13 protein-coding genes are annotated in these 12,378 nt (G+C 63.4%); all 13 read right to left on the reverse strand.

Annotation, left to right across the window (positions count from 1 at the left end):
• Positions 1–5 precede the first annotated feature (5 nt).
• A complete protein-coding gene (locus tag APH33_RS16420) occupies positions 6–944 on the reverse strand; it encodes an LD-carboxypeptidase (RefSeq protein ID WP_054886157.1) in 939 nt (312 codons plus the stop codon).
• Positions 945–1,026: 82 nt separating this feature from the next.
• Positions 1,027–2,043 (reverse strand): lipoyl synthase, encoded by a 1,017-nt coding sequence (gene lipA, locus APH33_RS16425; protein ID WP_054886158.1) that lies wholly within the window; start codon positions 2,041–2,043, stop codon positions 1,027–1,029.
• 2 nt (positions 2,044–2,045) lie between these two features.
• Entirely contained in the window at positions 2,046–2,693 is a 648-nt protein-coding gene (gene lipB, locus APH33_RS16430; protein ID WP_054886159.1) for a lipoyl(octanoyl) transferase LipB, read from the reverse strand.
• The gene (locus tag APH33_RS16435) at positions 2,693–2,968 is read right to left on the reverse strand and encodes a DUF493 domain-containing protein (protein WP_054886160.1); all 276 of its coding nucleotides are present in this window, start codon (positions 2,966–2,968) and stop codon (positions 2,693–2,695) included. The genes lipB and APH33_RS16435 overlap by 1 nt, the downstream gene beginning before the upstream one ends.
• Positions 2,969–3,042: 74 nt before the next feature.
• Positions 3,043–4,203: a D-alanyl-D-alanine carboxypeptidase family protein gene (locus tag APH33_RS16440; RefSeq protein ID WP_054886161.1), complete on the reverse strand. Its 1,161-nt coding sequence runs from the start codon at positions 4,201–4,203 to the stop codon at positions 3,043–3,045.
• A 209-nt stretch (positions 4,204–4,412) separates the two neighbouring features.
• Entirely contained in the window at positions 4,413–5,414 is a 1,002-nt protein-coding gene (locus APH33_RS16445; RefSeq protein WP_054886162.1) for a septal ring lytic transglycosylase RlpA family protein, read from the reverse strand.
• The gene (mltB, locus tag APH33_RS16450; RefSeq protein ID WP_054886190.1) at positions 5,414–6,424 is read right to left on the reverse strand and encodes a lytic murein transglycosylase B; all 1,011 of its coding nucleotides are present in this window, start codon (positions 6,422–6,424) and stop codon (positions 5,414–5,416) included. Before mltB ends, APH33_RS16445 begins: the two co-directional genes overlap by 1 nt.
• A gap of 17 nt (positions 6,425–6,441) precedes the next feature.
• Entirely contained in the window at positions 6,442–7,545 is a 1,104-nt protein-coding gene (gene rodA / locus APH33_RS16455; RefSeq protein WP_054886191.1) for a rod shape-determining protein RodA, read from the reverse strand.
• A 38-nt stretch (positions 7,546–7,583) separates the two neighbouring features.
• A complete protein-coding gene (gene mrdA, locus APH33_RS16460; protein WP_054886163.1) occupies positions 7,584–9,473 on the reverse strand; it encodes a penicillin-binding protein 2 in 1,890 nt (629 codons plus the stop codon).
• A 16-nt stretch (positions 9,474–9,489) separates the two neighbouring features.
• Positions 9,490–9,957, reverse strand: a complete 468-nt coding sequence (gene rlmH, locus APH33_RS16465; protein ID WP_008090421.1) for a 23S rRNA (pseudouridine(1915)-N(3))-methyltransferase RlmH — start codon at positions 9,955–9,957, stop codon at positions 9,490–9,492.
• 9 nt (positions 9,958–9,966) lie between these two features.
• A complete protein-coding gene (rsfS, locus tag APH33_RS16470) occupies positions 9,967–10,389 on the reverse strand; it encodes a ribosome silencing factor (RefSeq protein WP_054886164.1) in 423 nt (140 codons plus the stop codon).
• A 44-nt stretch (positions 10,390–10,433) separates the two neighbouring features.
• On the reverse strand, positions 10,434–11,093 hold the full coding sequence (gene nadD / locus APH33_RS16475; RefSeq protein WP_054886165.1) for a nicotinate-nucleotide adenylyltransferase: 660 nt from the start codon (positions 11,091–11,093) through the stop codon (positions 10,434–10,436).
• Between the two features lies 1 nt (position 11,094).
• A complete protein-coding gene (locus APH33_RS16480; RefSeq protein ID WP_054886166.1) occupies positions 11,095–12,366 on the reverse strand; it encodes a glutamate-5-semialdehyde dehydrogenase in 1,272 nt (423 codons plus the stop codon).
• Positions 12,367–12,378: the final 12 nt, after the last annotated feature.

Genomic DNA, 12,378 nt, shown 5'->3' on the forward strand with positions numbered 1-12,378 from the left:
CGATTTCAAGCCTTGAACAAATCCTGACCCAGCACCAATGTCTGCTGCTCACTGTCGAGCCTCACCAATGCCCCCAGCGGCAAGCACACATTCGGATCACAATGCCCACTGCGCCACCCGGCCAGCACCGGCACGCCCAGCGGCCCGAACGTCTCCTCCAGCAGCGGCGCCAGCGCTGCCACGGTAATCCCGGCAAAATCCCCCACCAGAACGCCCCGGACGCCCTCCAGCTTGCCCGCCAGGCGCAACTGGGTCAGCAACCGGTCCACCCGATACAGCGGCTCATTGACGTCCTCGATGAACAGGATGCAGCCCTGCGTATCAATCTCCGCTACCGTCCCGAGGGTGGCACCCAGCATCGACAGATTGCCACCCAGCAGGCGCCCGCTGGCGACACCAGGTACCACGCAATTCAAGGCGAACGCGGCCGGATGGACAATTTCATCGCCCTCCCGCAAAAGCCCGCCCAACTGCGCCAGCAACGATGACTCGGTCGGTTGCAGCTTGGCGCCCAACAGGTCGGCATTGAGCATCGCACCGTGAAAGGTGATCAACCCGGTACGCTGGTGAATGGCGGTGTGCAGCGCGGTGATGTCGCTGTAGCCGATCAACGGCTTGGGGTTGCGGCGGATCAGCTCGAAATCGAGCCGATCGAGCAGGCGCATGCTGCCATAACCACCACGCATGCACAGGATCGCATCGACCTGCGGGTCGGCGAAAGCGGCATGCAGATCCTCCAGGCGCTGCTCGTCGCTACCGGCCAGGTAACCCACAGCCTGGGAAACGCCCGGGTAGATCCGGCAACGGTAGCCACGCTCACTGAACCACTGGCCGGCCTTCTGCGCATCCAGACGTGCCGGCCCTGCCGGTGCAACGATGGCAAAGCAGGCATTTTCCGCCAGCGCGGCAGGCAAACGGGACTCTGTGGTTTCAACGCAATTCATCGCAGCTCCTTACGGGACAGCAAAGACAAAAATGCCGATGCCGCCTCTCAGCGTGCATCGGCATGTTCAACGCAAGCCCGGATCAGAGCTTGATCTTGGCTTCGTGCGCCTGCTGGTCGGCATGGTACGACGAACGCACCAACGGGCCGGAAGCGACGTTCTTGAAGCCCATCTTGTAGCCTTCCTCGGCGAACCAGGCGAAGGTGTCCGGGTGGACAAAACGCTGCACCGGCAGGTGGCTGCGCGATGGCTGCAGGTACTGCCCGAGGGTCAACATGTCGATATCGTGCTCACGCATGCGCTGCATCACCTCGATCACCTCCTCGTCGGTCTCGCCCAGGCCGAGCATCAGGCCCGACTTGGTCGGCACATGCGGGACCATCTGCTTGAACTTTTGCAGCAGGTCCAGCGACCAGTCGTAGTCCGAACCCGGACGCGCGGCCTTGTACAGGCGTGGTACGGTCTCGAGGTTGTGGTTGAACACGTCAGGCGGCGTTTGCGCAGTGATTTCCAGGGCAACGTCCATGCGGCCACGGTAATCCGGCACCAGGGTTTCCAGCTGCACGCCAGGCGACAAGGCGCGGATTTCGCGAATGCAGTCGGCGAAGTGCTGGGCACCGCCGTCTCGCAGGTCGTCGCGGTCCACCGAGGTGATCACCACGTACTTCAGGCGCAGGTCGGCAATGGCAACGGCCAGGTTCTTCGGCTCGTCCAGGTCCAGTGGCTTCGGCCGGCCATGGCCAACGTCGCAGAACGGGCAGCGACGGGTGCAGATGTCGCCCATGATCATGAAGGTCGCGGTGCCACCGGAGAAGCACTCGCCCAGGTTCGGGCAGGACGCCTCTTCGCACACGCTGTGCAGCTTGTGCTTGCGCAGCAGCTGCTTGATGCGGTCGACTTCAGGGGAGACCGGGATGCGCACGCGGATCCAGTCAGGCTTTTTCGGCAGCTCATCGGTGGGGATGATCTTCACCGGGATACGCGCGACCTTTTCGGCGCCACGCAGCTTTACCCCGGCTTCCACTTTTTTCGGCGCTGGGCGCGCGGTGGCATCCTGGGTGGGTATCAGGTTCGGCACGGCTTCTTGCACAGTTGTCATATTCAGTCGATTCCGCCCGTGAGGGTCGTCTGCTCAGCATAGTCGAGGTGCCTGACCAGCTGTCCGCGCAGCCTTGTCCTGACCTCGTCGAGTTCGATCGGACCTGCCAGGTCACGCAGCTGGGTCATGGCCAGCCCCGCATACCCACAGGGGTTGATTCGGCGGAATGGCGCTAGGTCCATGTCCACGTTCAGAGCAAGGCCGTGGAAGGAACGGCCGTTGCGGATTCGCAGGCCGAGGGAGGCGATTTTCGCTCCGTCGACATAGACACCCGGCGCATCGGGCTTGGCCACGGCGTTGACGCCATAGCTGGCCAGCAGGTCGATCAGGGTCTGCTCGATGCGGCTGACCAGGTCGCGCACGCCAAAGCCCAGACGCCGCACGTCCAGCAGCAGGTAGGCCACCAGCTGCCCGGGGCCATGGTAGGTCACCTGGCCGCCGCGGTCGGTCTGCACCACCGGGATGTCTCCAGGAACCAGCAGGTGCTCGGCCTTGCCGGCCTGGCCCTGGGTGAAGACCGCGGGGTGCTCGACCAGCCAGATTTCGTCCTGGCTGTCCGGGCTACGCTGCTCGGTGAAGCGACGCATGGCCTCCAGCACCGGTTCATAGGGCTGCAGGCCAAGTTCGCGAACACCGAGGCAAAGCGACATCAGAGCACCATTTTCACGATGCCGGTGGCACGCAGGGCACTGTTGATGTCATGCAGCTGATTTTCGCTTTCGGCGACGATGTGCAGTTGCACGGTGGTGTACTTGCCTTCCTTGCTCTGGCGCTCGGCCAATGTGGAAAGGTCGACCCTCGCGTGCTTGCTCAGGATCTCGATCACCGTGTCCTTGAAGCCGACTACGGTGTCGCCGATTACCTTGATCGGGTAATCGTCGCAGGGGAATTCGATTTTGTGCGACTTGACGTCAGGTTCGCTCATGGCGGAAACGGCCTCGTAAGCCGTGGCAACAACAACGCCCCCACTGGTTACGCGGGGGCGTGCAGGTCACGTATTCAGTTGAACAACCCGTAGAAGAATAGACGGATGCTATCCCACATACGGCGGAAGAAACCACCTTCCTCGACGCCATCGAGGGCGATCAGGTCGGCGCTGTGAACCACGTTCTCGTCCAGTTTGACTTCCACTTTGCCGATCACGTCACCTTTGGCGATGGGTGCGGTGAGCTGCGGGTTCATGGTCATCGAAGCCACCAGACGTTTAAGCTGGCCTTTAGGCATAGTCATGGTCAGATCTTCGGCCAGGCCAGCCTTGACTTGGCTGGTAGCACCCTTCCAGACCGGAGCCTGGGTCAGCTCGGTGCCCTTCTGGTAGAAGGTCTGGGTTTCGAAGAAGCGGAAACCGTAGGTCAGCAGCTTCTGGGTCTCGGCAGCACGGGCTTGCTCGCTGTTGGTGCCGAACACCACGGCGATCAGGCGCTGGCCGTCACGAACGGCCGAAGCCACCATGCAGTAGCCGGCTTCTTCGGTGTGGCCGGTTTTCAGACCGTCGACGGTCTTGTCACGCCACAGCAGCAGGTTGCGGTTCGGCTGCTTGATGTTGTTCCAGAAGAACTCTTTCTGCGAGTAGATGGCGTAGTGGGCCGGGTCGATATTGATGATCGCGCGGGCCAGCAGGGCCATGTCGTGCGCCGAGGAGTAGTGCTCCGGGTTCGGCAGGCCGGTCGGGTTCATGAAATGGCTGTTGGACATGCCCAGTTCGGCAGCGGTCTTGTTCATCATGTCGGCGAAGGCGTCTTCACTGCCGGCGATGTGCTCGGCCAGGGCAACCGAGGCATCGTTGCCCGACTGGATGATGATGCCGTGCAGCAGGTCGCTCACGGTGACCTGGCTACCGACCTTGATGAACATGCGCGAACCGCCGGTACGCCAGGCGTTCTCGCTGACGGTGACCGGGTCGTTTTCGCCGATCTGGCCGCGACGGATGTCGACGGTGGCGATGTAGGCGGTCATGAGCTTGGTCAGGCTGGCAGGCGGCAGGCGCTCGTCACCGTTGTTCTCGACCAGCACGTTGCCGCTGGACGCGTCCATGAGTACGTAGGACTTGGCTGCCAGTTGCGGTGGCGCCGGCATCATCTGCTCTGCTGCGAAGGCAGCAGGCGTGAGCATCAGCAGTACGGGCAGGCAAAGTCGTTTGGCAAGGTTGGTGATGTTCATCCGTCTCTCGAAAATCGCTAATGGTCTGATGTTCCCTGGGCCACATCGTGTGCCCAGCGCCAGTCAGTCTAGTTTTGGTGGCCTTCGGCCTGGCCCGCGAACTGCGGCTTTATGTCGCTGCGGGCAAAAGCCAATATTGTACATGGCCGGGCCCGGCAATTCATGACAAAACCGACAGTTTGTGGAGGCCCGGGCCCCCACATGAACGGTCAGTCAGCGGTGACCAGCTTGGCCTGGCCAAGATTCGCCAGGCGAATGCTGTCCTGTGCCTGCTGGATCTCGCCCTGGCTGCCGAACGGCCCCAGGCGCACGCGGTGCAGGGTTTGCTGGTTGCGCACGATGGAGCTGATGAACACCGGCGCGCTGACCATGGTACTGAGCTTGGAGCGCAGCAGTTCGGCAGCATCCGGGTTGGCGAAGGCACCTACCTGCAGGACATTGCCAGCAGCGCCGGCTGGCACGTTGCCGCCGCCCACCTGCACCGGCACCACCGGCGCCGCGTGCTGCTGCGGTGGCGGGGTCCACTGCTCGACCCGCCCGGTGCTGGCCGGAATCGCCTGGGTCTGCGCGACCTGCGGTTCTTTCAGCATCAGTGGCGGCTTCTGGCCCTTCTGTGCCCACCACTGCTGCGGGTCGATACCCTCGACCCGTACGTGCGCGGTGCCGATCTCGGCGTAGCCGAGTTTCTTCGCCGCCGCATAGGACAGGTCGATGATCCGATCGGAATAGAACGGGCCACGGTCGTTCACCCGCAGGATCACACTACGACCGTTGGCCAGGTTGGTCACCCGGACATAGGCCGGCAGCGGCAGGGTCTTGTGCGCCGCGCTCATGCCGTAGAGGTCGTACAGTTCTCCGTTGGCAGTGTTCTGGCCGTGGAACTTGGTGCCATACCACGATGCAGTGCCCTCGGCGCGGTAGTTGCGCGCGTCCTGCATCGGGTAGTAGGTCTTGCCCAGCACGGTATACGGGTTGGCCTTGTAGGCACCGGTATGCACGGTCGGGGTGGCATCAGGGATCTTGTTGACATCCACATCCCACCACGGCGCACCGTCCTTGTGGGCACGGTTGATATCCAGGCCAGGCTGCGAACGGACGACATTGCCACTGCCCTGGGAGGTCGGGCGGCTGGAGGAACAGCTGACCAGCAACATGCCGACGGTCATGCAGGTCAGCAGCTTGAAGGTATTGGCAGAGATGATTGCGCGCATTACTTGACGCCCCGTACTTGGACCAGCTGTTCCGCAAGCTGATGCACCGCCATGGCATACATCACGCTGCGGTTGTAGCGAGTGATCGCGTAGAAGTTCTTCAGGCCCATCCAGTACTCGGGGCCGTTTTCGCCTTCCAGGCGCAAAGCCGTCACCGGCAGATCATCGCGCAGCGCATCATGGCTCGACCAGCCCAACGCCCGCAACTCCCCGACCGTCTTGACCGGCTCGATGCCCGTGGTGACGCCTTCGTCGACCCGCGTACCACTGACCCGAGCGCGGCTGACCACGCCTTCGCCGGCCACCCAGCCATGGCGCTTGAAGTAGCTGGCCACGCTGCCGATGGCATCGTCGGGGTTGTTCCAGATGTTGATGTGACCGTCGCCGTCGAAGTCCACTGCGTAGTTGCGGAAGCTGCTCGGCATGAACTGCGGCAAGCCCATCGCGCCGGCGTAGGAGCCCTTGAGGTTGAGCGGGTCGATCTGTTCGTCGCGGGCCAGCAGCAGGAACTCGCGCAGCTCCTTGCGGAAGAATTCGGCTCGCGGCGGGTAGTCGAAGGCCAGGGTGGACAAGGCATCGATCACTCGGTAGTTGCCGGTGTTGCGGCCAAAGAAGGTCTCCACCCCGATGATCGCGACGATGTATTGCGCCGGCACACCATAAGTTTGCTCGGCCCGGGCCAGCACCGCCTCGTGCTGACGCCAGAAGTCCACACCCCGGGCAATGCGCGCGTCGGTGATGAACATCGGCCGGTATTCCTTCCACGGCTTGACCCGTTCGGCCGGGCGCGAGATGGCGTCGAGAATCGACTGCTTGCGCTGCACCTCGCGGAACACACCGTTCAATTGCTCGGGAGCAAACCCGTAGTCGCGGCTCATCTGGAGAACGAACTCGGTCACCTGCGGGGAGCCGTCGTAGTCACCGGCATGGGCCAGCTGTACAGCGCCGAACAGGCCCACCGCGCCGATCCACGGCGCACAACGGGCAGCCCAGTTACGCACTGCTTGCATGAAATTGTTCACCTTATTCAAACTTGCGCGATCCATTTGCGGTGCGTGTGGATCGACATCAGAACGCCAAACGCTGACAGCAGCGTCACCAACGAAGTTCCGCCATAGCTGATGAAGGGCAGCGGCACCCCCACCACGGGCAACAGGCCGCTGACCATACCGATATTGACGAACACATAGACAAAGAAGGTCATGGTCAGGCTGCCTGCCAGCAACTTGCCGAACAGGGTCTGCGCCTGAGCGGTGATCATCAGCCCGCGGCCGATCAGCAGCAGGTAGACGATCAGCAGCAGGCAGATGCCGACCAGGCCGAACTCCTCGCCAAGCACCGCGATGATGAAGTCGGTGTGGCTTTCCGGCAGGAAGTCCAGGTGCGACTGGGTACCCAGTAGCCAACCCTTGCCGAACACACCACCAGAACCGATGGCAGCCTTCGACTGGATGATGTTCCAGCCGGTACCCAGCGGATCGCTTTCAGGGTCGAGGAAGGTCAGTACGCGCTGCTTCTGGTAGTCGTGCATCACGAAGAACCACATCGCCACCGCTACCGGTACCGTCGCTGCAAGTACGCTGAGGATCCAGCGCCAGCGCAGCCCTCCCATGAACAGCACGAATGCGCCGGAGGCAAGAATCAGCAACGCCGTGCCCAGGTCAGGCTGACGGACGATAAGAATGAACGGCACGCCAATCAACACCAGGCTTATTGCCACGTGTTTCAGGTGCGGCGGCAACGTGCGCTTGGACAGGTACCAGGCGATGGTCGCCGGCATGATGATCTTGAGGAATTCCGAGGGCTGGAAACGGATCACCCCGGGGATGTTGATCCAGCGCGTGGCACCCATGGCGTTGTGGCCCATGACATCGACCACCACCAGCAGGCACACCCCTACCAGATACGCCAGTGGTACCCAGCGGGCCATGAAGCGCGGCTCAAGCTGGGCGATGACGAACATCGAGACCAGGCCGATACCGAACGAGGTGGCCTGCTTGAGCAGCAGGTCCCAGTTCTTGCCACTGGCCGAATAGAGGACGAACAGGCTGCCGGCAGCGAGGGTCAGCAGGATGATCAGCAAGGGGCCGTCGATGTGGATGCGCTGCAGGAAGCTGGCGCGTCGACGCATCACGTCCTCGCTGGAGAGCATGCGATCGAAATTGTTCTTCACTGGGCCGTTTCCTGGGCGACGGTGGCAGGCGCGAATTCGCTTTTCAGCCGGCCGCTCTCGTCGAGCAGCCAGGCGTCCATGATCTGCCGCACCACGGGCGCGGCAACGCCGGAGCCGGACTCACCGTTCTCGACCATCACCGAGACCACGATCCTGGGATCGTCGGCCGGGGCAAAGGCCACGAACAGGGCGTGGTCGCGGTGGCGCTCCTGGAGTTTGTTGCGGTCGTACTTCTCGCCCTGCTTGATCGCCACCACCTGGGCGGTACCGCTCTTGCCGGCGATGCGGTACTGGGCGCCGGTCGCCGCCTTGCGCGCGGTGCCGCGGGCGTTGTGCATCACCTGCTCCATGCCGTGGGTGACCTTGGCCCAATCGGACTTGTCGCGCAGGACGATGTCTTCCATGGGGTTAGGGTCCACCGGCGGCTGGCCTTCGATGGTCTTGGCCAGGTGTGGACGGTTCCACACGCCCTTGTTGGCGATCAGTGCAGTGGCCTGGGCCAATTGCAGCGGCGTGGCCTGCATGTAGCCCTGGCCAATGCCGAGAATCAGCGTTTCACCCGGGAACCAGGCCTGGCGGCGGGTGGCGCGCTTCCATTCGCGCGACGGCATCAGCCCGGGCGATTCCTCGAACATGTCGAGGGCGACCTTCTGGCCGATGCCGAACTTGTTCATGTAGCTGGACAGCCGATCGATACCCATCTTGTGGGCAAGGTCGTAGAAGTAGGTGTCGTTGGAGCGCATGATCGCGGTGTCCAGGTCGACCCAGCCGTCACCGGTGCGGTTCCAGTTACGGTACTTGTGATCGTAGTTGGGCAACTGGTAGTAGCCCGGGTCGAACACCCGGCTGCTGGCGTTGACCACCCCACTGTCGAGGCCAGCAATGGCCACTGCCGGCTTGATGGTCGAACCCGGCGGATACAGGCCGCGCAAAACGCGGTTGAACAGGGGCCGGTCGATCGAGTCGCGCAGTTCGGCGTACGCCTTGAAGCTGATGCCAGTGACGAACAGATTGGGGTCGAAGCTCGGCTGGCTGACCATCGCCAGCACCTCGCCGGTACGCGGGTCGAGCGCCACCACCGCGCCGCGCCGGCCACCCAGGGCGGCCTCCGCAGCTTCCTGCAGCTTGATGTCGAGGCTCAGCACGATGTCCTTGCCCGGCTTCGGGTCGGTGCGCTTGAGCACCCGCAGCACACGGCCACGCGCGTTGGTCTCGACTTCCTCGTAACCGACCTGGCCGTGCAGCTCGGGCTCGTAGAAGCGCTCGATGCCGGTCTTGCCGATATGGTGAGTGCCGCTGTAGTTGACCGGGTCGAGGGTTTTCAGCTCTTTTTCGTTGATCCGCCCGACATAACCGACCGAATGAGCGAAATGCGCGCCCTGTGGGTAATGGCGCACCAGCTGGGCGACGACCTCGACGCCAGGCAGGCGGAACTGGTTGACCGCCACGCGGGCGATCTGCTCTTCGTTGAGTTCGAACAGGATCGGCACCGGCTCGAACGGCCGACGCCCCTGCTTCATGCGCTTTTCGAACAGCGCCCGGTCATCCGCCGTCAGGTCCAACACTTCGACGATGGTATCCAGCACTTCCTGCCAGTTCCCCGCACGTTCACGTGTCATCGACAGGCTGAAACTGGGCCGGTTGTCGGCGACGATCACCCCGTTGCGATCGAAGATCAACCCGCGCGTCGGCGGAATCGGCTGCACATGCACCCGGTTGTTTTCCGAAAGCGTCGAGTGATAGTCGTACTGGATGATCTGCAGGTAATACAGCCGCGCGACCAACACGCAAATGAGCAGCATGACCGCCACCGCGCCGACAACGACGCGGTTGCGCACCAGGCGGGCGTCTTTCTCATGGTCCTTGAGACGGATCGGCTGCGACATCGGACTGCTTACAGGCTCATTTGTGGTAAGGGTGCCCGGACAATACCGTCCAGGCGCGGTAGATCTGCTCGCCGATGAGTATCCTTACCAACGGGTGCGGCAGGGTCAACGGCGACAGCGACCAGCGCTGCTCGGCGCGTGCGCAGACCTCAGGCGCCAGCCCCTCCGGACCGCCCACCATCAAATTCACCGTGCGCGAGTCCAGGCGCCAGCGGTCCAGCTCGGTGGCCAGCTGCTCGGTACTCCAGGGCTTGCCATGGACCTCGAGGGTGACGATGCGTTCCCCAGGCTGAACCTTGCTCAGCATGGCCTCGCCCTCCTGACGGATCAGGCGGGCGACGTCGGCATTCTTGCCACGGGTGTTCAGCGGGATTTCCACCAGCTCGAGCGACAGCTCCTGGGGCAGGCGCTTGGCATATTCATGCCAGCCTTCCTCGACCCACTTGGGCATACGCGAGCCGACCGCGATCAGGCGCAGGCGCACGACGCTTCCTTATTCCCGGTCTTTCAGTTTTTCGGTGAAGTAGTCGCTGGCGTTTTCCGGGCTGTGGTGCTTGGCATCGGCCGCACGGCTCTGCTCGGCGCCCATCCACAGGCGCTCCAGGTCGTAGAACTGGCGGGCAGCGGCGGTCATCATGTGCACGATGACGTCGTTCAGGTCCAGCAGTACCCAGTCGCTGTCGCCCTTGCCTTCTTCACCCAGCGGCTGTGCGCCCTTGGCCTTGACCGCTTCACGGACCTTTTCCAGCATCGCGTTGATCTGACGGTTGGAAGTACCGGTGGCAATGATCATGTAGTCAGTCAGGCTGTGCTTTTCGCGCACGTCGATGACCTGGATGTCATGGGCCTTGACGTCTTCCAGGGCGCTGATGGTCAGCATGACCAGTTCTTGGCCATTGATTTTCTGCTTGCTCATAAAAAACTCTTCAACTCGTTTGGATGAGGCGCCCTGGGGCACCGTCAGTGAGGGGCACGATACAGTTCGTGCGCCTCGATGTAGGCCAGTACGGCGTCCGGCACCAGGAACCTCACCGATTTGCCGCTGGCCAGCAGCTGTCGGATCTGTGTAGCCGACACCGCGAGCGGCGTCTGCCAGACGAACGAAATATTCCCCGCCGGGCCGGACATGGCGGTGGGATCGCTCTCCGAGCGCGCAGCCAGCAGGTTGCGCAACTCGTCAGGGGGTTCAACGTCGGCATCCGGGCGTTGCAGCACCAGGATGTGACAGTGCTGCAACAGTTCTTCCCAGCGGTGCCAGGTGGGCAGGCCGCAAAAGGCATCCCAGCCCAGTACCAGGAACAGCTGGTCGTCGATGCCCAGCTCGGCGCGGATCGACTCCAGCGTGTCGATGGTGTACGACGGTTTGTCGCGCTCCAGCTCGCGGGCATCGACACTCAGGCAATCGACGCCCTGCACCGCTTGACGAACCATGGCCAGGCGGTCCTGCGCCGCCACCTGCGGGGTATCGCGGTGTGGCGGGCGGGCATTGGGCAACAGGCGCAGCTCATCGAGCGCCATGAACTCGGCCACTTCCAGCGCGCTGCGCAGGTGGCCGATGTGCACGGGGTCGAAGGTACCGCCAAGAATGCCGATGCGCCGGACTGCCTGGGCCTTGCTCAACTCAGCAGGACTCCTGGCCGCGCAGTTGGCCGTCACCGATCACCACGTACTTCTCGCAGGTCAGGCCTTCCAGGCCGACCGGGCCGCGGGCGTGCAGCTTGTCGGTGGAAATGCCGATTTCCGCACCCAGGCCGTACTCGAAGCCATCGGCGAAGCAGGTCGGGGTATTGAGCATCACCGATGCCGAATCGACCTCGGCCATGAACTGGCGGGCCTGGCCTTGATGTTCGGTAATGATCGAGTCGGTGTGGTGCGAGCCGTACTGGTTGATGTGCTCGATGGCCTGGTCCAGGCCGTCGACGACGCGGATCGACAGGATCGCGTCGAGGTACTCGGTGTGCCAGTCGTCTTCAGTGGCCGGCGTGGCCTCGATCAACCCACGGGTACGCTCGCAGCCACGCAGTTCGACGCCCTTCTCCTGGAAGCGGCGGGCCATTTCCGGCAGGAAGCCTTCGGCCACGCGCTGGTCGACCAGCAGGGTTTCCATCGCACCACAGATGCCGTAGCGGTAGGTCTTGGCGTTGAATGCCACGCGCCAGGCCTTGTCCAGGTCGGCGTGCTCGGCCACATAGACGTGGCAGATACCGTCCAGGTGCTTGATGACCGGCACCCGGGCATCGCGACTGATGCGCTCGATCAGGCCACGGCCACCGCGCGGCACGATGACGTCGACGAACTCGGGCATGCTGATCAGCGCGCCAACGGCTTCGCGATCGGTGGTCTCGACCACCTGCACCACGGCAGCCGGCAAGCCGGCCGCAGCCAGGCCACGCTGGATGCAGGTGGCGATGGCACGGTTGGAGTGGATGGCCTCGGAACCGCCACGAAGGATGGTGGCGTTGCCCGATTTCAGGCACAGGCTGGCGGCATCGATGGTCACGTTCGGGCGCGACTCGTAGATGATCCCGATCACCCCCAGCGGCACGCGCATCTTGCCGACCTGAATGCCCGACGGGCGGTAGCTCATGTCGCGGATGGCGCCGACCGGGTCTGGCAGGCTTGCCACTTGGCGCAGGCCAGTGATCATGCCGTCGATACGCGCCGGTGTCAGCGCCAGGCGGTCAAGCAGCGCCGCTTCCAGGCCATTGGCACGGCCGGCGGCCAGGTCCTGTTCGTTGGCTGCGGCAAGCTCGGCGCGCGCAGCATCCAGCGCATCGGCGGCGGCCTGCAGGGCGCGGTTCTTCTGCGCGGTGCTGGCACGTGCGATGACGCGGGAAGCCTGGCGTGCGGCGCGACCCAGGCGGGTCATGTAGTCAAGAACGGACTCAGTCATCGGTTCGGTGTC

The sequence above is a fragment of the Pseudomonas sp. NBRC 111130 genome, from assembly GCF_001320485.1.
Lineage (GTDB): Bacteria > Pseudomonadota > Gammaproteobacteria > Pseudomonadales > Pseudomonadaceae > Aquipseudomonas > Aquipseudomonas vlassakiae.